The following is a 21259-nucleotide window of genomic DNA, read 5'->3' on the forward strand; positions in this document are numbered from 1 at the left end:
GATGCCGAGTTTCCCGCCTTTGTCACGCCGCGCGGCGCTGGTGGCCGGAGCCATGGCGGCGGCAGGCCTCAACCCCGCCGCACGGGCATTCGCCGCGAAAAATCGTGCGATGGTGCCGCTCCCCGATGCCGAGCGGATCAGGCGAGACTACCAGCAGATGGTGGATTTCGGCCCACGCCTGCCGGGTAATGCCAATCACTTGCGGTTCGTGGACTGGCTGGGCCGGGAACTCACCGCGGCCGGCCTGCAACCCGGCCCATGCGAGGCTTATGCCTATCGCCGATGGGAGCCGAAGCGCTGGGGCCTTGACCTGATCGAAGGCACGGCGCGGCGTGCAGTCGCGAATGTCGCCTACTTCGTCCGGTCGCAGCCGACCGGGCCGGAGGGGGTGACGGGGCCGCTCGTCCATGCCGGTGAACTCGGGCCCGATGGTCCCGCGGACCTGCCCGAATTTGCGAAAGGCAGCGTGCTGGTCTTCGAGGCGCATCTTCCGCGCATGGCGCTGAGCAGCATAGTCCACCCGCATTTTATCCACTTGCGCGGGGAAAGTGCGGCGGACGTGCTGGATACGAATTATCACCGGCTCTGGACGATGCCCTCGTTCCAGATGGACGATCTTGCAGCACGCGGCGCGGCGGGCGTGGCGATCATTCTCGATGCTTCATCGGCAATGATCGCGGGCAATTTCTCGCCCCATGCCTCTCCCTACAAGGCAAAAGTGCCCGCGTTGTTCGTCGGCCAGGACCAGGGGGAAGCCTTGCGTGCCGCGGCCAGGGCGGGGCGCAGCGCGCACCTCACGCTCGATGCGGAATGGGTGGAAGGGCTCGTGCCGCAGATCACCGCGATCCTCCCCGGAAAGAGCGAGGAAGTGGTGATCGTGGACACGCACACCGATGGCCAGAACTTCATCGAGGAAAACGGCTGCATGGCCGTGCTGCAACTCGCGCGTCATTTCGCCAGCCTGCCGGAGGCGCAAAGGCTGCGCCGGACGCTCGTCTTCGCGGGATGGCCCGGGCACATGAGCGGCGACATGCCCGAAGCGCCCGGCTGGGCGCATGCCCACCCGGATCTGATGAAGCGCGCGGCGGCAGCGTTCACGATCGAGCACCTTGGCGCCAGCGAATGGGCCGACGTTCCCGGCAAGGGCTACGCGGCCACCGGCCACAACGAGTACATGAACTGGCCGGCCACAGCGGGGCCGCTGACCGAGCAGATCGTTGCCGGGATCAGGCGGCACGACCTGCTGAGACATGCCGTGGAACAGGGGCCGGGCTACACTACCGGGCGCGTGTTTCACAACAGCGGCATTCCGCACGTCGCGTGCATTTCCGGGCCGAACTATCTGCTCGGCATCGCCCCCAACGGCCATATGGACAAGCTGGATGCCGACCTCGCGGCCCGGCAGACGGCGATGATAGCGGAAACGATCAAGGCCACCGATCGCTTCTCGCTTGCGGAATTGAAGGGCGGTGACGCCAGCCTCGGGGCCGATCCCGTCTCGGGGCCGGACACCGCACGCCGCGCCGCCTGCCCGAACCCTGCCTGACTTCCCTCCTCTGGAGACCCTCTCTTGAATGCTCCCCGGATATTGAACACCCCGGCGGCCGAGGCCTATTCCTGCCCGCTGCTGATCCGCCACCTGCTTGCCAATGTCGCCGGTCAGAGTTCGGCCGAGATCGTCAGCGGAGACTTGCGGCTGACATATCCCGTTTTCACCCAGCGGGTGGCGCGGCTGGCATCGCTGCTTGCCGGAAAGGGCGTCAGGCCGGGTGACACCGTGGCGGTGATGGACTGGGACAGCCACCGCTATCTCGAATGCTACTTCGCGATCCCGATGATGGGAGCGGTGCTGCAGACGGTCAACGTCCGCCTCTCGCCCGCCCAGATCGCCTTCACGCTGGAGCAGTCGGGAGCGTCGCTCCTGCTTTACAACGCCGACTTTGCGCCGGTCTGTGCCGAACTGCTGCGCGGACAGCCTACGATCAGGGAGGCGATCGTCATGGCAGGCAGACTTGCGACGATTACGAGGTGCTGCTGGCAGACTCCTCACCGGATTTCGCCTTTGCGGATTTCGATGAGAACGCGGTCGCCACCACGTTTCACACGACCGGCACCACCGGCGATCCCAAGCAGGTCTTCTTCACGCACCGGCAACTGGTTCTGCATACGCTGGCGCTGTCAGCAGCCCTGGCCAACCAGCCCGATGGCCAGGGCATGCGGCGTTCCGACGTCTATATGCCGATGACGCCGATGTTCCACGTTCACGCCTGGGGCATGCCCTATGTGGCGACGATGCTGGGTTCGAAGCAGGTCTATCCGGGCCGCTACGATCCGGCGCGGCTGCTGGCGCTGAAGCGGCGGGAAGGCGTGACCCTGTCTCACTGCGTGCCGACGATCCTGCGCATGTTGCTCGATGCGAATGGGGCGGAGAGCTCATCGCTGGCGCCGTGGACAGTGGTGATCGGCGGGGCCGCTCTTCCGGAGGCGCTGGCACGGGAGGCCCGGCGTGCCGGGATCACCACGGTGGTCGGTTATGGCATGTCCGAGACGGGGCCGGTCATATCGCTGGCGCGCGGCGAGGATGGCGAGGATACCGGAGCGCTCTGCCGGGCCGGATTCCCCATCCCGTTCGTTCAGGCAAGGATCGAGGACGGAAACGGAGGAGAGCTGGTGCTGCGGGCGCCGTGGCTGACGCAGGGCCACGCCACGCAGGCCGCGTCCGATGCCTTGTGGGCCGGAGGCTGGCTTCATACCGGAGATGTCGCGGCGCGCGATCCCGACGGTGCGCTGCGCATCGTCGACCGGCTCAAGGACGTGATCAAGAGCGGCGGGGAATGGGTTTCCACGGTCGAACTGGAAAATCTGCTCGAAGCGGAGGGGAGCATTGCCGAAGCGGCGGTGATCGGCGTGCCTGACGCGAAGTGGGGCGAGCGTCCGGTTGCCTTCGTGGTTGCGGCGGGTGGTTTCGATCCGGGCGCTGTCTGCGATGTGTTTCAGGGGCATGTCGCATCGGGCAGGTTGAGCCGCTATGCCGTGCCCGAGAGAGTGATCGCGGTCGACAGCCTGCCGCGTACGAGCGTGGGCAAGATAGACAAGAAAGCGCTTCGTGCCCTGCTGGACGAGCGGGCGCGGTAAAGGGATAGAGGTGATCGATGCGACGCCGGGCGATACTTTGGGGCAGTGCGATGGGGGCAGCGGTGCTGGGCGGTCTGGCGCTGGTGCGTCCGCGCCGTGAAACGCCGTTGGCACCATTGGAAAGCACGCCGCGGCTGCCGCCGCGGGACAAGCTGTGGAACTGGATCGAAAGCCTCAACGCCTTCGGCCCCCGGCTGACCGCGAGCCCGGCCCATGCCCTCTGCATCGATTACATCGCCGATGAACTGGCAAGCCTCGGGCTGGAGGTGCACCGGCAGACCCACCGCATTCGCCGCTGGACGCCGGGCCATGCCAGCCTCACGCTGGCGGACGGCAGCCGTATTCCCGTGGCCGCGCCCTATCCCTATTCGGGCATGACCGAAACCGGCGGCGTGACCGGGAATCTCGTGTGGTTCGACAAGGCGCCAAAGGACTTTTCGGCGGCAAGAGGCAAGATCGCGGTCGTGCCTGTCGGCCGGCTGGACCTGACCACGCTCACCACGCTCATGCTGTTCGAGCGCAAGGCGAGCCTGCCCGAGGGCAGCGCCGATCTGGCCAACGGCGAAGTCGTTCCGGTTCTCGGCCCCTTGACCAACACGTTTCTGCCAAGAGCGCGCGAAGCCGGCGTGCGCGGGTTGATCTGCCTGTTCGAGGGGCTTTCGGAGGAACTGGCAAGCGATCAGGTGCTGCCGTTCACCACGCCCTATGCGGACTGTCCGGCCCTGTGGGTCGGCGCGGGCCAGCGCGCGCGGCTGAAGGCAGCGGCGAGAGCGGGGAGTTCCGCGACCCTCGTTCTGGAAGCGGAACTGGAAGACGCTGAAACGGACACGCTGCACACGGTCCTGCCGGGGCGCAACCCGCATGAGACGATCATCGTCAACACGCACACCGATGGCCCCAACGCCTGTGAGGAGAACGGTCCTGCCGGCCTTCTCGCGCTGGCACAGGCCCATGCGGGGCGGCAGGATCGCCAGCGATCGATCGTCCTTGTCTTTGCCACCGGCCATTTCCAGATTCCGCAGATCGTTGAAGGCCACGGGCAGGCGACTTCCGCCTGGTTGAAGGCCCATCCCGAGCTGTGGGATGGCGGCCCGGGACATGCGCGTGCCGTTGCGGGGCTGACGCTGGAACATCTGGGCTGCATGGAGTGGAAGGATCGCGGCGAACCGGCCCGGCCGGAGGCGACCGGAAAGCTCGAACGGGAAATCGTCTACACCACGAACCCCGTGATGGAGCAGGTCTACCGCGCGGCCACGTCAGGCCGTACAAAGCTGCGCAGCCTCACCGTGGCGCCGAGGCTGGGTCACCTCTTCCTTGGCGAGGGTTCTACCCTTTACCAGTGCGGGATACCGTCCATTTCGCTGGTGCCTGGCCCCGACTACCTGTGCCAGATACTGCCGGGTGGCGGCCTGGAACGGCTCGACGCCGATTTCGCCTATCAGCAGGTGGAGACGTTCTCCCGCGCGCTTTCCATGCTGGACAGGCTTTCTGCGGCGAATATCGGCGGAATCTCACCGGCGTGGGACAGTCCTGGGGCGAAACTGCTGTCGCTCATCCGGCGCTGACCGGGAAACAGCGCCGTTACGAGGGTCCGAAGCCGAACCGTTCGTAACGGCGCCGTTCGCCTCAACCGTAAGCTTGCTCGACGAGGGCGTGAACACGGCGGAAGGCCGCTTTGGCGCCTTCCATCAGGCGAACCTCTTCCTCCCGGTCAAGGTCCAGGCCGTCCAGCGCGCCGGTGAACTCGCGCCAGTGCTGTGCCCGGCCGTCCGGATGTCCGGCGAGGTGGCGGGCGCCGTGGTTTTCATCCAGGCCAAGCGCTCGTGCCATCTTGAAGAGGAACGCCGCTCCGAGGTTGGAGCCTTCCGCGACATAGAGCCATCCCAGCGCAGTGGGCAGGTCGAAGGTTCCATCGGCAAACTGCGCCTCTCCATCGGCAGCGGGAAGTGCGACCTCCAGGTCCGCGATATCCTGGGCGATGCGTTGCAGGCGTCCTTCCAGATCCGGCAGCAGGGCGTCCAGCGCCGGGCTGGCGTAGAGCGCGTCGATGTCGTGGTGGAACTGGTACTGCACCGCCAGGAAGCGGGCATAATTCTCCACGCTGGCGAACGGTTCGCCGGCCATGATCCGCTTGTCGAGACGGTCGTGGACTTCGCCGGTAGCGGCTTTCAGGCGCTTGGCGCGGCTTGTTTCGGGGGGAGCTTGGAGTGTCGTGTCCATGGTCGGGGAATGTCTCTTCAGGAAAGGCGCTTGGCGGGAACCGGGCGAAAATCGCGCGCCCGTCAGAATGACAGGATCATCGAGAGCTTGTACGTCCGGCCGGCTGGCTGTAGTATAATTGCGGCACGGTGGAACTGTCCGGGATATCCAGCGCGTTGTAATAGGTCTTGTCGAGGATGTTGTACACACCGCCTTGCAGGCGCAGGCCCTCGAACAGTCCCGGCTTCACCCAGCCCGTGAAATCGACGATGCCGTAGCTCGGCGTCTTGTTGAGCGTCGAGGAGGGGTTTTCCACCTTGTTGCGCGCAGCGGCTACCGTTGCCGACAGGTCCGCACCGAAGCGCACCTGCCGGTAACCCAGCCCGAGGATGCCGCGCAGGGGTGGAATGGAGTTGAGGTAGGTATCCTCATCCGTGTCCTTGCCGTGCGAATAGGCGATCGAGCCCCAGACGTGCCACTGCGGGGACAGTGCCCACTGCGCGCTGGCTTCGGCGCCGTAGATCCGCACGTGCGCGCGGTTCACATACTTGAACACCCCGAATGGATAGCTTCCGCTGAGGCCGGCTTCCGATGCGGTGGTGGTGATCGTGTCGATGAAATTGTGGTAGTAATTGTCGTAGACGCTGATCTTCGCGCCGCGTTCGGAATCGCCGAACTTCAGGCCGACTTCGTAGCTGTTGCTGGTTTCCGGCTTGAGGTCGGGATTGCCGATGCTGACGTAGCTGCCGGTGCCGCCGTATGTCAGGTATAGCTCAGTGGCTGATGGCGCGCGGAACGCCTGCGACCACTGGGCATAGGCCGTCAGCCGGGACGCAATGTCGAATTCGGCAAGGATTTTCGGCGAGAACCGGGAATCGCTGGATCGGGCGGGCAGCCCTTCGTAAGCGGCGTTTTCCGTATAGCTCGCGGTTTCCTGAGGGCTGCGGCGATACCAGTCGAACCGGAGACCGGGCGTCAGGTGGAAGGCGCCGAAGGTCATGCGGTCCTGCACGAACAGGCCAAGGTCGATGCCGTCCACATCCGGCATGTCCGACTGGTTCACATGGAGGAACGAGCAGGCGTAGATGGCCGCCGTGCAGTTGTCGACGCCTGCGGCATACTGGGTGGTGCTGGTGGCGTAAACCTCGCCGCCGAGGCTGATGGCGTGCTGGACGGCGCCTGTCGTGGCGGCGGCGATGACCGAGCCGTTCAGGCCATAGGATTCGTCCTGAAGGTCGCTGCCGCGGTCGTATGCGCCGGCCGGGGAGGTCAGGCGGGTGGCCTGCGTATAAGTGCGCAGGTTGAGGCGCTGCCAGTACCCTATCAGGTGGGCTTCGCGGATGAACCCATCGCCTTCCGACTGATAGTCGTAGGTTCCGGCGATGCGCTTGCGCTTGTTCTGCTCGAGCGTGGAATAGGCGGAGTAGGTCGAGTTCACGCTGCTGAGCGTGTTCTCGTCATAGCTGCGCTTGAAGATTTCGCCGCTCAGGCCAAGGCGGTGGCCGTTTCCGAGATACTGGTGGATTTTGACCAGCAGGTTTTCCTGATCGTAGGCGGCGGGGTTTTTCGCGCTGCGGGTGCTGCCGCTGCCGTAGACATTGCCCCGGTTCTCGGTTTCGGCGCCGTTCTGGTAGCCGCCCTGGATCAGGACCATCGTGTCGCCGGTTCGGAAAGCGGCGGCCTGGTTGAGGTAGACACTGTCGCTGGCGCTGTCGTAAGTCGCCTTGCCCAAAGCGCCCTGCTTCTTGCCGCCCGAGAGCAGGTCTTCGGGGTCGAGCGTCGCACCGCGAGAACGCCGCCGAGGGCGCCCTGTCCAAAGAAGCTGGAATCGCCGCTCTTGACCACGTCGATGGCGCTCAGCGAGTTGAAGTCGAATGCGGCGACGCCGCCTTCGACACCGCGCGCACCGTCGTTGAGCCAGGGCAGGCGAATGCCGTCCACCGTCGTCAGCACCCGGTTCGCGTCGAGCCCGCGGATATTGATGCTGAGATTGCTGGAGTTGAAATTGACGCCAGCGTCGATGCGGCGGGCATAGTCGGCGATATTGTCGGCCATGCGCAGGCGCAGCGTTTCCGCCGATGTCGTCGTCGTCAGAACCTCGGGCTTGCCGGCGGCGCTGCGGTCATTGATCGGCGTGGGGTCGATAATGGCGGTGTCCTCGACGCGGACCGAGCCGAGCTGGACCGGCTGGTCAGCCGCCGTATCGGCCGTATCGGCGGCGAAGGCCTGGCCCGCCGTACAGATCACGGCCACGGCGCCGAGGGCCGAATTCAGTCTCAAGGCATGGACGAGCGCCCGCCGGGTAGGGGAAATCATTTATATCATCCTGCTGCTAATGATTCGCAGGAGCGTTATCTGCCAGATGTCTCTCCCTTATTTCAATCGCCGGAACGGAAAAGTTTCACAGGGATACAACAGCGCTCACAAGCCCGGAAAATTCCGTGGATTGCCTCGGGAAAATGCAAATGCCCCGGCCGCATCCATCGATGTGGCCGGGCATGATTGCCGCACGATAGAGGCCCGCGTCAGGTCACGCGGATCAGCACCTTGCCGAGGTGATTGCCGGATTTGAGGTATTCGCAGGCAGCCTGCGCTTCGTCGAAGCCGAACACCCGGTCCACCACCGGGGCAAAGGCATTGGCCTCCATGGCGCGAAGCAGGCGCACCAGCATGCCGCGGCTGCCGGCGGCAATGCCCTTGATGGTGAGGTTCTTGCCGATGATCGCGCCGTAATTCGGCAGCGGTCCGTCTGCCGCACCCACACCCACAAGGACGATCCGGGCATTGACCGCACAGGCATTGATCGACTGGGGCAGGGTATGTTGACCGCCGGTTTCAGCGACGATATCGGCCCCGCGCCCGCCGGTCTGCTTCATCAATTCGGCAGCCCAGTCCGGATGCGTGGTGTAGTTCACCGTGAAGTCGGCCCCGGCCTTGCGGGCCTGATCGAGCTTGTCGTCGCTTGACGATGTGATGGCGACGAAGGCGCCGCTGGCCTTGGCGATCTGCAATGCGGCCATGGCGACGCCGCCGGTGCCCAGTGCAAGCACGATGTCGCCGGCCTTGACCTGGCCGACTTCGACCACGGCATGCCAAGCCGTCAACGTTGCGGCGGCAAGAGCCGCGGCCTGTTCGTCGGCCAGGCTGTCAGGCACGCGGACCAGCGCCGAGGCGGGCACCTTGAGGTATTCCGCCATCCAGCCGTCCTGGGTGATGCCCACGTCCGATCCGAAGTAGCGCATGTCGAACGGACCGTCCTGCCAGGCGATGAAGTGCGAAAGCACCGCGCGGTCGCCCACGGCGATCCCGCTGGCGCCTTCGCCCAGCGCGACGACTTCGCCGATGCCTTCGGAGAAGGGCACCCGTTCTTCCGGCTTCCTTGCGCCGTATCGGCCTTCGAGAATCTGAAGGTCGCGATTGTTGAGCGAGACGTAGCGGACTTTGAGCACCGCTTCGCCGGGCCCGGCCACGGGATCGGGGCGGGTAACCGGGGTAAGCGAGGACAGACCGTCCTGCGCGCCGAGTTGATAGGCTTTCACATCTGGCTCCTGAAGCTGTCGAGAATGTCGGATCCGCGCGCGAACCATGTCTGCGGGCGCGCGGCGAGGTCCGCCAGCAGGCGCTCGAAAGCGTCCATGCGGTAAGGCAGGCCGATGATGTAGGGGGTGAGGTGGAGCGGCAGCAGCCGGGCGCCCTGCGTTTGCGCCTCCGCGCTCAACCAGTCGTGCGCGTCGAGGATTTGCGTGGCGTAGCTGTCCACCGATTGCTGCTGGACGTTGAGGATCTGCCGGTCCGAGAGTTCGTGGTTGAGCGGCAGGTTCACCAGGCCATTGGTGAAAGTCCACGGCACTTCGTCGTTGGCCCAGTCGCAGCAGTATTCGATCCCGGCTTCCATCAGCAGATCGGGCGTGGCGAAGCTTTGCGAGCGTGCGATCGAATGCCAGCCGCGCGGAGCCACGCCCGCCACGTCCGACAGCGCGGCGATGCTGTCATGGATGAGCGCGCGCTCGGCGTCCACCGGCAGGGAAGAGGCGATGGTGCCGTTCATGTCGGTGGAATGGGCAATGATCTCGTGCCCGGCATCCACCACGTCACGGATGATCGAGGGATAGCGCTGCGCAATCGCGCCGTTGGCCGCGATCGAGGCTTTCACGCCCGCCTTGGCGAAAGCGTCGAGCAGGCGGTAGAACCCCACCCGCGTGCCATATTCGCGCGCGGTGTAGTGGCGATAGTCCGGATAGGCGGTCTGCATGTGTCCGGGCGCCCGGAACGGCGTGTCGCCCGGCGTGATCGGGAACCATTCGAGGCTGACGACGATCCAGGCCGCCACGCTTTTGCCGTCCGGCCAGGCCAGCGGCTTGCGGCTGGGCAGGGTGCTGAAAGCATAGAGATCGTGGTCGTAGCCGAGGCGGCGCTTCGGATATTCGATATAGTTGGGGTCGAGGGTCATGCGATGGACTCCCGGGCATGAGCGGCTCTCCACGCGTCGGCGATGTCGCCGGAGCGGGTGATCCAGGCGCGGCCGTCCGCGGCGATGTGGCGCAGGACTTCCTCGAAGGCGCCAATGCGGTGGGGCTGGCCGATCAGGTAGGAATGGAGCGGGATGCACATGACCGTGCCGGACGGTTCGTCGGCAAGGCGCTCATATTGCCGGATCAGCGTTTGCGCATATTCGCGCGGGCTCATGTTGTAGATGAAGAAGCCGTAGTGGTCGTTGACTTCGAGGCTGTAGGGCATCGAGATAAGGTCGCCGCTAGCGGTGTTGACGGGCTGGGGCTGGTCGTCGTGATAGAGATCGCAGGTATAGTCGAGCCCGTATTCGGCGATCAGATCCAGCGTGCGCGGCGTATGGGTGAGCGCCGGGGCGAGCCAGCCGCGGATCGTCTGGCCGGTGGCCTCGCGCACGGTGCGGATCGAATCCTCGATGATCGCGCGCTCTTGCGCTTCGTCCATGCCGTAGGAGTAGCGGGTGTTGTAGATGCCGTGGCTGAAGAACTCCCAGCCGCGCGCGTTCGCGTCCGCCACCACTTCGGGATGATGCTGGCACAGCGCTACCGAAAGGCTGACGGAGCCCGGGAAGCCGTGCTTGCTCATGACCTCGGCCATGCGCCAATGCCCGACGCGGTTGGCATGGTCGCGGTGTGCGTAGCCCACGACGTCGGGATGCGGTTTCGCCCATGACTTGCGGTGCGGGTTCGCCGGAGGGTCTATCTCGTAATATTCGAGATTGGGCGAAACCCAGACGGCGACCTTCTTTTCGCCGGGCCATGAGAATGGCGCGCGATCGCGATAGGGCTTGAAGTCGTAAAGGCCGGGATCGGCCTGTCCCTCCTGCATCAGCGCGCCTCCAGCCAGTCGATCACCGTCTGCACCGGCTCCACATCCGCATATTTCAGCTGGAGGTCGGTGAGATTGGCGAAGTGATAGCTCTCGTGCTTGTCGGCACAGGTCTCCACGGGAACGATGGTGCGATAGCCCCTGCTGAGACTGTCCACCGCCGTGGCGCGGATGCAGCCCGAAGTGGAGCCGCCGGTGATCACCACCGTATCGACCTTGTGCCAGACGAGCAGGCTTTGCAGCGGTGTCTCGAAGAACGCCGAGGGCATGCGCTTGGTATAGATCATGTCGGCCGGATCGATCTCGCAGCGCTCGTCGAACGCATGGCGGCGGCTTTCGTACCTGATGTTCTGGAGCGAATCCGGCGTATCCGTGCGCGTGCCCCAGACGCCGGCGTCGCTGGCGTCCTCGGCATAGGCGACGTGGGTCCAGATCACGGGCATGCCCTTGGCGCGGGCAAGCGCGGAGATCGTGTTGGTATATTCGATCTGGCGCGGATCGGTCTCATAGGCGGTCTTGAATTCGTCGATCCGGGTGTAGGCGTTCTGGAAATCGACATTCACGATCGCCAGCTTCTCTCCGAAGCCGAACTTCGTGCGGGCGGGGTTCGCCATGACTTCTTCGAATATCTGCCGCGCGGTCTTGCCGTCGCTGACCATCCGGGTGCCGACGATGCTCATGGAATATACCTCGTTCAGGAAAAGGGCGCCCCGCGATAGGAGCGCGCCGGCCGCGCGGTGTCCGCTGGGAGAACAGGGCTGTCCGACCTGCGGACACCGCGCGGCCTGGGGTCAGATCTGGAACTTCACGCGCACCGTGTAGCGGCGCGGATCGCCCGGGAAGAGCGAGAGGAAGTTCGCGGTAACTGTTTTCTGGTCGGTCAGGTTGGAGACCTCGAAGGCGATCTTCATCTTCTCGTCCATGGTCGTGTAGCTGACGGCGGCGTCCACGTAGTCCTCGGTCTGCGTGGTCGTGGTGTTCAGCACCGCCACCCAGTAGGGCGAGTTATGGCGCCAGGTCACGGAAGCACCCAGCGAGCCGTCCAGTGCTTCCACCGGCTGGTCATAGGCCGCGCCGCCGCTGAACTGGAAGGTCGGCACGCGCACGGGCTTGTAGGCGGTGGTGAGCGTGGTCGATGTCGGCACGATGTAGGTATATTCGCCGTGCATCAGCGAAGGATTGGCGAAGAGGCTGAAATTGCCGAACTTCGCAGTGCTTTCGATCTCGATGCCGTAGGCTTCGAAAGTGCCGGCATTGAAGGGAAGCTGCGATATCACGCCGGTGATCGGGCTGGTGACGGCGGCAGTGACCTGGAGGTCCCTGGTCTTGGCGTAATAGCCGGTGGCGTTGAAGCGCAACTTGCGGCCGAACAGTTCGGACTTCACCCCGCCTTCGAACGACCACGTCTTCTCGGGATCGAACATCACCGCATTGTACGGCGCGGCCGAACCGCCGTTCCAGCCGCCGGACTTGAAGCCGTTGGTGGCGGAAGCGAAGACCATGACGTCCGGGTTGATCTTGTAGTTGAGCGCCACGCGCGGGGTGAACTTGCGGAATGTCCGCTTCAGCGGAATGCCGTAAGCGGCCACTGCGGCGCTGTCGTATCCAAAGCCCGGGAATTCGTCCGAGGCGAGATAGCCGACCTGCTTGGTCTCGATCGTGTAGCGCCCGCCTGCGGTCAGGGTCAACTGCCGGGTCAGGTCGAAGTCTGCCTGCGCATAAAGCGCCGGTTCGGTTCGTTGGTGCAGGAGGTGCTGGTCCTGAACGAGATTGAACGCCGTGGTCCCGCCGGAAAAGCTGGTCTGGCGATCGTCCGATTTCTCATTGAGGTAGAACAGGCCGGTGACGAGGTGAGCGCGGTCGCCGAAGAGATCGGCATTGTACTTCAGCTCGCTCGACCACTGCTCGTGCGTGCCGTTGTCGGTGATGATGTAGCCTGCGTACTTGTTCACCGCGTTGGCGCTATATTCGTTGATGTAGCCCTGATCGAGGTGGCGGTAACCGAAGATCCAGGTCAGCGAACTGCCTTCAAGGTCGTAATTGACGTTGGCGCTGAGCGCGACGTTCTCGGACAGGTTGCAGTTGCCCGCTCCGGTGGAGAGCAGGTTCTGCGCGTTGTTGCCGTCGCAGCGCGTGGTCGGCAGCCCCGAGGCGGTTTCGTAGAAGACCGGGCGGGTGGTGGCGGCGGGAACGTAGGGGTTCTCTCCGGCGACGCTGCGCAGGCCCGCATATGTGCCGGAGTTGCGGGTATATTCGGCGGCAAGATCGATGGTGAGCCGGTCGGTCGGCAAAAGCCGGACATCGCCGCGCAGGCCGTAGCTGCTCTCGCCGTTGAACCAGTCGCCCGTGGTGATGTTCTTCAGATAGCCCCGGTCCTGCACGACATAGCCCGACAGCTTGGTCAGGATCCCGTCGGTCAGGGGCAGGTCGGCGGTTGCCTTGACGGTGTACCGTTCATAGGAGCCCGCGCTCATTTCCATCTTCATGCCGGCGGTGTCGGAAGGCTTGCGCATGATGACGTTGATGGCGCCGCCGGTGGTGTTGCGCCCGAACAGCGTTCCCTGCGGACCGCGCATGACTTCCACGCGCTCGGTATCGAAGAAGGCGTAGTTGTTGGCGTTCTGGCGGGCGACATAGACGTCGTCGACATAAGTGGTGACCGGCGCGTCGAAGGTCGGGGTGGACTGGCTGTTGCCCAGGCCGCGCAAGTAATAGGCATTCGCCGAGGCGAGGCCCGCGTTGTGCTGCGAAACCATGCCCGGCACGAACTTCGATGTGGAGATGGCATCCTGGACATTGAGCCGTTCCAGCATGGCTTCGTTGAAGGCGGTGACCGTTACCGGCACGTCCTGCAGCTTTTCCTGGCGGCGCTGCGTGGTAACGACGATTTCTTCGAGCCCGCCGGTCTTCGCGCCGGTTTCTGCGGGTGCTTCCTGAGCCTGAGCCTCGGCCTGAACGGAGGCGAGGCTGAGCGGCATGAGTATCGTGGAAAGGAGCAGTCGGTAATCGGTCATGGCGATTCCCTCATGGAATGGCGACCATTCGCCGAATGGTATTGTTATAATGATATATCAATATGTCAAATAATTGACGCAGTATTTCCAGATTCAGCTAAACCGCGGATATCGGCCGAGAAACAGGAAGCCGGCGGCGCTGATCGGGAGGATGATGGCGCAAGCGAAGAGGGCGGGGGTGAAATCGTGCGCGGCATCGCGAATCATCCCGAAAACGAGCGGCGCGAAACCGGCGCCGATCGTGAAGCAGACGTAGAATAGGCCGTAGATCGCGGCGTAGGATCTCATCCCGAAATATCGTGCCGTCAGATAGGCCACGACATCGAACTCCACGCCCAGCGCAAAGCCGATCAGGAAAATGGCGAAGCCGGCGGTGGCAGGGGCGACATGCCCTCCCGAAAGGAAGAGGCAGGAAGCCACAGGCACGCTCAGGATCACGAAGGCGACGGCGGGCGCCCAGAAACGGTCGAGCAGGAAGCCGCCCACCAGCCGTCCGGTGATCGATGCAAGGCCGATCAGCGGGGTCAGCCTCACGATCGTCGCGGCGTCGAGGCCCTTGTCGCTCAGGATGGATTCCAGGTTGGGTGGGGTTCCGGCCAGCGCGAACGACAGCGGGACCAGCAGCAGCGCGATCAGCCAGAACCGCCACTGGCGCAGCGCCTCGCCCCGGGAATATCCTGAAATCGGCGTGATCGGGTCAGTGTTTCCGGTGTCCTGCAGGTCGGCGGGGGAAGGATCACGGAACAGCAGCAGCGTGATCGGCGTGGCGACCAGTAGCGGAAGCGCGCCTAGTACGGCGTAGCCGGTCCGCCAGCCGTAGTCGCCGATCACCCAGGCGAGTACGGGCTTGCAGGCGATGCCGAACAGGCCCGTGCCCATCATGGCGATGCCCAGTGCCAGCCCGCGATGACGGTCGAACCAGCGGTTCACGGTGCGGGTGAACGTGATCGGCAGGCTGCCCGCGCCGACGGCCGCGGCGACGCCCCAGGTGACATAGTACTGCGTGAGCGAGCCCCCCAGCGTGGCGAGCGAGATGTAGGACAGGCCGAACAGCGCAAGAGAGGCGGCCGAAACCGTCCTGGCGCCAAAGCGCTCGCACAGCAGCCCGGCGATGGGGGCGGCCACCAGCAGGGCCAGCGTCGTGATCGTCAATCCGCCCATGATCTGGCCCATCGACCATCCGAATTCCTGCGCGAGGTGAGGGGCGAAAATTCCGAAGGTGTAGAAAGGCAGCGATACGAGACCGCTGCCGATCCCGATCAGCGATGCCAGCAGGATCGTCCAGCCCCGCGCGAATTCGCCGTCGGCGGATGCTCCGGCCGGATCGGGGAAAGCGGCCTGTTCGATCCTGTCTGCCTGCAAGTCTGCCTCCATGAAGTTCTTCGGTCTGGAGGGAACCGCGTCTGGCTCTGCATTCCCAGCACGGGTGCCATTGCATCCGCACAGCGGATAGCGCGCGGTGCGGGCTGGCCGGAGGGCGCGGGATCGAAGGACTGTTCGCGAACAATCCAGCAGGAGTAGATATAATGGCCGCCTGGCTCGTCGTTACCGCCCACCTCAAGGACCGCGAGGCTTTCATGTCCTGCGGCTATGCCCAGGCCGCTGCCGAGGCGCTGGTCAATTATGGAGGAACTTACGTCGTGCGCGCGCCCGGCGGCACCGTGCTTGAGGGCGAGGGCCGGGACGGCGGCTCGGTGGTGGTTTCGGAATGGCCCGATCGCGACGCCGCGCTCGCATTCTGGAACTCGCCCGAATACACCGCCGCCAAGAAACTGCGCGAGGGACTGGCGGAAATCTCCGTCACGCTCGTCGGCGCATGACGTGAACGCCCCTGCCGGTCGGGAGCCGGCAGGGCGCGGTCGCCCGTCAGATGTCGGGCGCGCCGTCGTTGGACCAGTTCTGCCAGTCGCGGGTCACGAAGACCTCGTCGATCAGGGTGCGCTGGTAGCATCTGCCTTCGCGGAACCACTGCCAGGTGCGGGCGCGATGGGTGCGCTCGTCGTTGTTCTGGATCATCTCGTAGAGATAGATGCCGGGCTCGTTGTGGCGGGTCCAGTTGAGGCAGGTCGAACGGTTGAAGTCGTCCGGCTGCATGGCCGCTGCCCAGCCCTTGATGAGATCGTTGTCCCACCAGATCCGGCCATCCTTGTAGACTGCCGGGAAATCGCGGACTTCCACGCGGCCGTCATCCCAGAAATAATGGTTCGTCTGGTGGTAGTGATCCACGCCGTCCTTCTCGAACAGGCGGCAGATCAGGCGCGAGCGGTGCTGGTCGGTCAATTCGCCGGTCTTGGCGTCGTAATAGCGATACCAGCCTTCCCAGACGCCTTCGTTGGATGCCAGCAGCGGCATCGCCTCGCGCACGCCGGGCGTGTTGATGAGTGTCGTCATGAAACCTCCTTTTCAGCTTACCGGCCGGGAGGTTGCGCCATGATCGTGCGGATTGCCCGAAGGGGAGGCGTTGCTATCCGTCCTGCGGACAGCGGCAGGGGGCGTTTCCGCCTTCGAGCCGGGCGCGGGCGCGGCCTCTCTTCCTGGCGCGGCCCAGCAGCCGCGAACCCAGGAACGTCGCGGTCAGCGCGCATCCCGCCAGCAGGAGGGCGCCGAGCATGAGATGCCCTTCATCGATAGACCACTGCGATCCGAAAGTGCCCGCCGCAAGGTAGCCGGGCGCGAACATCAGCGGCACCCACAAGGTGGCCGAAGCGATGTTGGCGATCTGGAACGGGCGGCCGGGCATGGCCAGAACGCCGGCCACAAGGGGAACCGTCGCGCGGATCGGGCCGAGAAAACGGCCCATGAAGACGGCGGCGAAACCGAACTTGCGGAAGAACAGCCGGGTGCGGGCCACGGCGGGGCGATGCCGGTTGAGCGGCCAGCGCCGATAGATGCGGGGGCCTATCCTGTTGCCCAGGCCGTAGGAAACCCAGTCCCCCAGGATCGATCCGGCCACGGCCCAGATGAAGATCGGCCATGCGTCCAGCGCGTCGGCGCCGATCAGGCCGCCGATCGCTAGCATGACGGCGGTCGCCGGGACGAACAGACCCACGATCGCAAGGGATTCGCCGAAGCACAGAATGCCCACGACAGGGCCTGCCCACATGCCATGGGCGGAGACGAACTGGCTGGCCTGATCGATCAGGCCTTCCATGTGCCGTGCCGGATCACGCGTGAGACTGGGAACGGCCGGCCAATGCCGAAAACGGGCATTGCGGGGGAGGTCATGCCGCGAAGGGGATCGCGGCATCGCCGCGTCCGTCCCACGGCTCCAAACTGCGGCCCAGCACGTCCATGTAGCATTCGAGCACCTGATACGATGCGCCGTCCCAGTCGTAAGTGGCGCTGGCATTGCGGGCATGGCCGCCCATGGCAGCCCGGGCCCTGGCGTTGCGGGTCAATTCGCGCAGCCCGCGCAGTGCTGCCTCCATGTCGCCCTGGGGGAAGAGGATGCCCGAGCCGCCCTGAAGCAGGTTGCGCCCGCTGGGCACGTCGATGCAGACGGTGGGCACGCCAGATGCCATGGCTTCCAGCGTCACGTTGCCGAAGGCTTCGGTCGTGCTGGGATTGAGGAAGATATCGGCGCCGGCCACTGCCCGTCCGAGTTCCGGTCCCATGAGGTGGCCGGCGAACCGGGCTTGCGGCAGCTTCTGCTCCATCCATGATCGCTCCGGGCCGCCGCCGACCACGAGCGGCCGGATCGGCAGGCCTTCGCGTATCAGCCGCTCGCACAGTGCGACATATTCGGCGAGCCCCTTCTCGCGAACGAGACGGCCGAAGTGGAGAATGGCGACCTCGCCGTCCGCGATCCCGAGCTTGCGCCGCCAGGCCATGTCGCGGGCGTGAGGGGTGAACTGGCTGCGATCGACGCCCCGCCCCCAGATGCGCGTCCGTTCGCCGAGACCGGCCTCGCCGAACTCGGCGGCGATGGCGGCGTGGGTACGAGGATGCGGTTGCTGCGGCGATAGAAGCGGGAAAGGTGGCGTTCCATCGCGGGCCGCAGCAGATTCGCGCCGTAGAAAGCGGCATACTTTTCGAAGCGCGTGTGCAGGCTGGATACCACCGGAATGCCCGCGTCACGGGCGAAGCTCTGGGCGGCGGTCCCGGTCCAGTCCGGCGCCGACACATGTATGATGTCCGGTGCGAAGGCGGAAAGGTGCGCGCGGATGCGCCGTGGCAGGCCCAGGCCAAGGCGATAGTCTTCGCGCCCCGGTATCCGGATCGACGGCACCGGGACAAGCGTTCCTTCGGGCGCGAAGGCGGGCGTCGGCGAAGTGGGCGAATAGACCATGACGAGCAACCACGCCGTTCGAGATAGCCGACGAGACGATTGAGCGCCTGGTTCGCGCCATCGCGAACGTAGTTGTAGTTGCCCGAGAAAAGAGCGACGCGGGGCCGCTGGCGGGACTGGCCGGATCGATGTGATCGCGGCGCTGGATCGATATGCGGCATCACTTCCTGATATTTTTCGATGTTTCGGCTGCCGTTGCCGAGGTTTGTTCGAGCCCTGCGCGACTTTTGCTTACGGCAACCTTACAAGGGCGCACTATTTGCCTCAGAGTTCCCGGATCACGCGCAAGCCCGCCTGGGGCCTCCACCCCAGTTCGCGCTGGTGCGCTGCGCCTATCCCCGCCTGCATCGAAAGGCGAGGCGCGATGTCCTGATGAAGCTGCGGCATGATGAGCAATTGGCGCCCGGCGCCGCTCTGGAGGTTGAATTCGATACCCAGGGTCGTGGCGGGCGATGCGTCGTAGAACGTGGAATGGTTGAGCAGCGCCCTGCTTCGGCCACCTTTGGCAAAAGTGACGTCGCCCGCGCCGGCCATGGCCATCATGCTCCAGCGTGCGTGGAAGCGGTAGCCGACGAGATAGAGCAGGCTGCTCTCCCAGCGGCCGCTTTCCCGATTGTAGAGACCCAGGTACTGGACGCCGTGCACGCCCTTTCCGCCATCGAGCGCGCCGAATGTGCCCTGCAGGCCGAGCTTGTAATCTGTGACACGGCCATCGTCGAATGGCAGTTCCAGTTCGACCGCCAGCCCGTCGGCCACCGCAAGTTCGATTTCCGGTGCCCATTCGACCGCGCGGTCGGGGCCGGACAGGCGGGTCTGGGCCAGGGTGTTGACTTCAAGCTCGCCCGCGCGTGCACCGAGCGGGCGGACCATGTCGAACACCATCGGCTCCGCTATCTCGGGATAGTTCTGAGCCATTGCCGATGCCGTCTGCAGAAAGGAAATCGCCGCGAGAACAATAAGGGCCGGGCGCATCGATCGGACACTCCTGTTGCGCCATGGCCTCGTCGCCGCGATATGGACGACATGACAGATAACCATGGCAATGTCCGGCTGCCCGCAGCATGGTCCAACTTACCGCGACCTTACTGGAGCCGTTCATGCGACTGCTGATCGTCGAGGATAATCCTGATCTGGCCGAACTGATCGGCACCCGCCTGCGCGAGGCGGGCTTCGTCAACGACATCGTTTCCACCGCGGAAGACGCGCGGCTGCTCGTCGAGGCGGGCCATCACGCGGCCCTGCTGCTCGATCTCGGGTTGCCGGACCAGGACGGGATCGCCTTGCTGAGGAGCCTGCGCGCGGCGGGGCATTTCCTGCCGGTGCTGGTCCTGACAGCGCGCTCTTCGATAGCGGATCGGGTTGCCGGACTGAATGCGGGCGCTGACGACTATCTTCCGAAGCCCTTCGCGGCGGAGGAACTGGTCGCTCGCGTGGCGGCGCTGCTGCGGCGCGCCACGGGGGAGAACGGCGTGGAAATCGCGTGCGGCCGCTTGCGCTACGATGTCTCGTCCCAGACCGTCAGCGTCGATGAACACGCCATCGTCCTGGCCCCGCGCGAGATCCAGTTGCTGGATCTCCTGATGCGGCACCGCGACAAGGTGGTGCGCAAGACCCAGATCGAATCCGCGTTCTTCGGGCTCGGCGATGAATTTTCCTCGAACGCCGCGGAAGTCAGCGTGCACCGTTTGCGCAAGCGGCTTCAATCGCTGGACGCCGGCGCCGAAATCGTGACGGTGCGGGGCCTCGGCTATCTGTTGCGGGCTTCGCCGGAGCACTGATGCATACTCACTCGATCCTGCGGCGCATCCTGCTCCTCCATGCCGCGGCCACGCTGGTGACCGCAGGATTGGTCGCCTTCGGCGCGATGATGCTGTTCAACAGCACCAGCGATCGGCTGCAACGCCAGATCCTCGACGAATATGCCGACAAGATGCAGACCGGGCTCCATCGCAGCGAAAGGGGCTGGAGCATTTCCGACGAAGCGGCATCGGCGCTTCGGGGCGGCGGCAGCAGTTTCAGCTTCTGGATCATCGATCACGACCGTCAGGTCGCCATCGAGAACTTGCGGTCCAATCCTTCGCTGATCGTGCCGACGCGCGCCGGAGTGGCCTATTTCAAGCGGGTGCGCGGTTCCAAGATCTATTCGGGGATGAGCGTTCCGCTTGCGGGCGAATCTGGAACCTGGCTCGTCATCGTCCAGAATCTCGATCATCCTGATGTCATCTTCGATGATCTGCGAACCCAGGTCCTCCTGGCCGGGGCCGGTCTTCTCGCGCTGTTCCTGGTCGGGCTGCTGGCGCTGGAGGCCTATATCGTGCGGCAGTCGCTGCTGCCCGTCAAACGGGCCTCCCGCGAGGTCGAGCGGGTCTCTCCCTATCAATTGCAGCAGCGCGTGGATATCGATGGCATGCCTGCCGAGGTGCTGCCGCTGCTGCGCGCCTTCAATGCGGCGCTTGACCGGGTGGAAGACGCCTATCGCATAGAGCGGAACTTCGCGGCGGATGCCGCGCACGAATTGCGCACGCCGCTCGCCATACTCCGGCTTCTGGTGGAACAGGAGATCACCTCGGGAGGATTGCCGAGGATGCTCCGCCAGATCGACGTGGTGGAGGAAATCGTCGAGCGTCTGCTGCTCGTTGCCGAAGTGGATGCCATGGCGTGCGATCCGGCCGATGCGGTCGATCTGCGTGCAGTGGCCGAAGACCGGGTAGCGGCGATAGCGCCCCTCCTGATCGCGAAGAATCAGGAGATCGAGATTCTCGGCGAAGGTTCGGTGTGGGCTTTCGCCTCGCAGCACTTGGCGGGGCGGGCGCTCGATTCCCTGCTGGAAAACGCGATGAAGCATACGCCGCCCGGTACGCATGTCGCCGTAACCGTGGGCCCGGCACCGGAAATTCTCGTGGCGGATACCGGTTCGGGCCTGCCTGCGGACGATCGCCGCCTGTTCGATCGCTTCGCTTCGGCCCGGCGAGACCTGACCCGCAGTTCCGGGCTCGGTCTGGCGATTGCCGATGAACTGATGGCCAAGGTCGGCGGCGAACTGGATGTCTGGGCGAATAGCCCTAACGGCGCGGTTTTTCGGCTTCGCTTCTGTCCGGCCGGGCAGAACGCCGAGGAAATCTAGCCCCTCATGCGGCGTGTTGACCACCCGTATCGGCGATCCGAGCCTGTTGGGGCGACCGTGGCCGATAGGACACGATCTCAGGCGAGATATAATATTTAGTATACGGTATTTGACATCCCCGGAAATGTGACGCAAAAATGGCGTCATTCAAAAGGGAGTCAA

General features: G+C 64.7%; 20 protein-coding genes and 1 pseudogene. 7 read left to right on the plus strand and 14 right to left on the minus strand.

Going from position 1 to position 21259, the window contains the following annotated elements:
• Position 1 precedes the first annotated feature (1 nt).
• From ADT71_RS07370 to ADT71_RS07380, 4 genes and pseudogenes are all read left to right on the plus strand, one after another.
• On the plus strand, positions 2-1546 hold the full coding sequence (locus ADT71_RS07370) for a hypothetical protein (protein WP_231635687.1): 1545 nt from the start codon (positions 2-4) through the stop codon (positions 1544-1546).
• 144 nt (positions 1547-1690) lie between these two features.
• Positions 1691-1876: pseudogene (locus ADT71_RS34900) on the plus strand (AMP-binding protein); the annotation flags it as partial.
• Positions 1816-3135 carry an AMP-binding protein gene (locus tag ADT71_RS07375; RefSeq protein WP_255351615.1) on the plus strand — a complete coding sequence of 440 codons (1320 nt, stop codon included), beginning with the start codon at positions 1816-1818 and terminating at the stop codon, positions 3133-3135. The pseudogene ADT71_RS34900 and the gene ADT71_RS07375, both read left to right, overlap by 61 nt.
• 17 nt (positions 3136-3152) lie before the next feature.
• Positions 3153-4700: a hypothetical protein gene (locus ADT71_RS07380; protein ID WP_197282940.1), complete on the plus strand. Its 1548-nt coding sequence runs from the start codon at positions 3153-3155 to the stop codon at positions 4698-4700.
• A 61-nt stretch (positions 4701-4761) separates the two neighbouring features.
• Here ADT71_RS07380 and ADT71_RS07385 read toward each other — a convergent pair whose 3' ends face one another.
• The 9 genes from ADT71_RS07385 to ADT71_RS07425 form a co-directional block, all read right to left on the minus strand.
• The gene (locus tag ADT71_RS07385; RefSeq protein ID WP_054435996.1) at positions 4762-5355 is read right to left on the minus strand and encodes a biliverdin-producing heme oxygenase; all 594 of its coding nucleotides are present in this window, start codon (positions 5353-5355) and stop codon (positions 4762-4764) included.
• Positions 5356-5431: 76 nt separating this feature from the next.
• Complete coding sequence (locus ADT71_RS07390; RefSeq protein ID WP_197282941.1) at positions 5432-7066, minus strand: TonB-dependent receptor domain-containing protein; 1635 nt, start codon at positions 7064-7066, stop codon at positions 5432-5434.
• On the minus strand, positions 6979-7650 hold the full coding sequence (locus ADT71_RS31980) for a TonB-dependent receptor plug domain-containing protein (protein ID WP_197282942.1): 672 nt from the start codon (positions 7648-7650) through the stop codon (positions 6979-6981). The genes ADT71_RS07390 and ADT71_RS31980 overlap by 88 nt, the downstream gene beginning before the upstream one ends.
• A gap of 209 nt (positions 7651-7859) precedes the next feature.
• The gene (locus ADT71_RS07400) at positions 7860-8873 is read right to left on the minus strand and encodes an NAD(P)-dependent alcohol dehydrogenase (protein WP_054435999.1); all 1014 of its coding nucleotides are present in this window, start codon (positions 8871-8873) and stop codon (positions 7860-7862) included.
• Positions 8870-9784 carry a polysaccharide deacetylase family protein gene (locus ADT71_RS07405; RefSeq protein ID WP_054436000.1) on the minus strand — a complete coding sequence of 305 codons (915 nt, stop codon included), beginning with the start codon at positions 9782-9784 and terminating at the stop codon, positions 8870-8872. The genes ADT71_RS07400 and ADT71_RS07405 overlap by 4 nt, the downstream gene beginning before the upstream one ends.
• Complete coding sequence (locus ADT71_RS07410) at positions 9781-10671, minus strand: polysaccharide deacetylase family protein (RefSeq protein WP_054436001.1); 891 nt, start codon at positions 10669-10671, stop codon at positions 9781-9783. Before ADT71_RS07410 ends, ADT71_RS07405 begins: the two co-directional genes overlap by 4 nt.
• Positions 10671-11351, minus strand: a complete 681-nt coding sequence (locus ADT71_RS07415; RefSeq protein ID WP_185999835.1) for an isochorismatase family protein — start codon at positions 11349-11351, stop codon at positions 10671-10673. The genes ADT71_RS07410 and ADT71_RS07415 overlap by 1 nt, the downstream gene beginning before the upstream one ends.
• Before the next feature lie 111 nt (positions 11352-11462).
• A complete protein-coding gene (locus ADT71_RS07420; RefSeq protein WP_054436002.1) occupies positions 11463-13685 on the minus strand; it encodes a TonB-dependent receptor in 2223 nt (740 codons plus the stop codon).
• Positions 13686-13778: 93 nt separating this feature from the next.
• Positions 13779-15059, minus strand: coding sequence for an MFS transporter (locus ADT71_RS07425; protein ID WP_054436003.1), 1281 nt, complete (start codon positions 15057-15059; stop codon positions 13779-13781).
• A gap of 152 nt (positions 15060-15211) precedes the next feature.
• On the opposite strand from ADT71_RS07425, the gene ADT71_RS07430 reads away from it, so the two are divergent.
• Entirely contained in the window at positions 15212-15505 is a 294-nt protein-coding gene (locus ADT71_RS07430) for a DUF1330 domain-containing protein (protein WP_054436004.1), read from the plus strand.
• Positions 15506-15551: 46 nt separating this feature from the next.
• On the opposite strand, the gene ADT71_RS07435 is transcribed toward ADT71_RS07430, so the two are convergent.
• From ADT71_RS07435 to ADT71_RS07450, 5 genes are all read right to left on the minus strand, one after another.
• Complete coding sequence (locus ADT71_RS07435; RefSeq protein WP_054436005.1) at positions 15552-16076, minus strand: hypothetical protein; 525 nt, start codon at positions 16074-16076, stop codon at positions 15552-15554.
• Positions 16077-16149: 73 nt separating this feature from the next.
• Positions 16150-16836: a DedA family protein gene (locus ADT71_RS07440; protein ID WP_054436006.1), complete on the minus strand. Its 687-nt coding sequence runs from the start codon at positions 16834-16836 to the stop codon at positions 16150-16152.
• Between the two features lie 70 nt (positions 16837-16906).
• On the minus strand, positions 16907-17515 hold the full coding sequence (locus ADT71_RS33175; protein ID WP_054436007.1) for a glycosyltransferase: 609 nt from the start codon (positions 17513-17515) through the stop codon (positions 16907-16909).
• Positions 17401-17973: a glycosyltransferase gene (locus ADT71_RS33180; protein WP_231635688.1), complete on the minus strand. Its 573-nt coding sequence runs from the start codon at positions 17971-17973 to the stop codon at positions 17401-17403. The genes ADT71_RS33175 and ADT71_RS33180 overlap by 115 nt, the downstream gene beginning before the upstream one ends.
• 264 nt (positions 17974-18237) lie before the next feature.
• A complete protein-coding gene (locus ADT71_RS07450; protein WP_231635689.1) occupies positions 18238-18888 on the minus strand; it encodes a hypothetical protein in 651 nt (216 codons plus the stop codon).
• Between the two features lie 182 nt (positions 18889-19070).
• Between ADT71_RS07450 and ADT71_RS07455 the strand changes: the two genes are divergently transcribed.
• Positions 19071-19751: a response regulator transcription factor gene (locus ADT71_RS07455; RefSeq protein ID WP_054436018.1), complete on the plus strand. Its 681-nt coding sequence runs from the start codon at positions 19071-19073 to the stop codon at positions 19749-19751.
• Positions 19751-21097: an ATP-binding protein gene (locus ADT71_RS07460; RefSeq protein ID WP_054436009.1), complete on the plus strand. Its 1347-nt coding sequence runs from the start codon at positions 19751-19753 to the stop codon at positions 21095-21097. Before ADT71_RS07455 ends, ADT71_RS07460 begins: the two co-directional genes overlap by 1 nt.
• Positions 21098-21259 lie beyond the last annotated feature (162 nt).

The organism is Novosphingobium sp. ST904 (assembly GCF_001298105.1).
In the GTDB taxonomy this organism is placed as follows: domain Bacteria; phylum Pseudomonadota; class Alphaproteobacteria; order Sphingomonadales; family Sphingomonadaceae; genus Novosphingobium.

Coding starts and splice junctions, on each gene's coding strand:
- ADT71_RS07370 (WP_231635687.1), top strand. CDS start 2: ATGCCGAGTTTCCCGCCTTTGTCACGCCGCGCGGCGCTGGTGGCCGGA.
- ADT71_RS07375 (WP_255351615.1), top strand. CDS start 1,816: ATGCTACTTCGCGATCCCGATGATGGGAGCGGTGCTGCAGACGGTCAA.
- ADT71_RS07380 (WP_197282940.1), top strand. CDS start 3,153: ATGCGACGCCGGGCGATACTTTGGGGCAGTGCGATGGGGGCAGCGGTG.
- ADT71_RS07385 (WP_054435996.1), bottom strand. CDS start 5,355: ATGGACACGACACTCCAAGCTCCCCCCGAAACAAGCCGCGCCAAGCGC.
- ADT71_RS31980 (WP_197282942.1), bottom strand. CDS start 7,650: ATGATTTCCCCTACCCGGCGGGCGCTCGTCCATGCCTTGAGACTGAAT.
- ADT71_RS07405 (WP_054436000.1), bottom strand. CDS start 9,784: ATGACCCTCGACCCCAACTATATCGAATATCCGAAGCGCCGCCTCGGC.
- ADT71_RS07410 (WP_054436001.1), bottom strand. CDS start 10,671: ATGCAGGAGGGACAGGCCGATCCCGGCCTTTACGACTTCAAGCCCTAT.
- ADT71_RS07415 (WP_185999835.1), bottom strand. CDS start 11,351: ATGAGCATCGTCGGCACCCGGATGGTCAGCGACGGCAAGACCGCGCGG.
- ADT71_RS07420 (WP_054436002.1), bottom strand. CDS start 13,685: ATGACCGATTACCGACTGCTCCTTTCCACGATACTCATGCCGCTCAGC.
- ADT71_RS07425 (WP_054436003.1), bottom strand. CDS start 15,059: ATGGAGGCAGACTTGCAGGCAGACAGGATCGAACAGGCCGCTTTCCCC.
- ADT71_RS07430 (WP_054436004.1), top strand. CDS start 15,212: ATGGCCGCCTGGCTCGTCGTTACCGCCCACCTCAAGGACCGCGAGGCT.
- ADT71_RS07435 (WP_054436005.1), bottom strand. CDS start 16,076: ATGACGACACTCATCAACACGCCCGGCGTGCGCGAGGCGATGCCGCTG.
- ADT71_RS07440 (WP_054436006.1), bottom strand. CDS start 16,836: ATGGAAGGCCTGATCGATCAGGCCAGCCAGTTCGTCTCCGCCCATGGC.
- ADT71_RS33175 (WP_054436007.1), bottom strand. CDS start 17,515: ATGGCCTGGCGGCGCAAGCTCGGGATCGCGGACGGCGAGGTCGCCATT.
- ADT71_RS33180 (WP_231635688.1), bottom strand. CDS start 17,973: ATGGTCTATTCGCCCACTTCGCCGACGCCCGCCTTCGCGCCCGAAGGA.
- ADT71_RS07450 (WP_231635689.1), bottom strand. CDS start 18,888: ATGGCTCAGAACTATCCCGAGATAGCGGAGCCGATGGTGTTCGACATG.
- ADT71_RS07455 (WP_054436018.1), top strand. CDS start 19,071: ATGCGACTGCTGATCGTCGAGGATAATCCTGATCTGGCCGAACTGATC.
- ADT71_RS07460 (WP_054436009.1), top strand. CDS start 19,751: ATGCATACTCACTCGATCCTGCGGCGCATCCTGCTCCTCCATGCCGCG.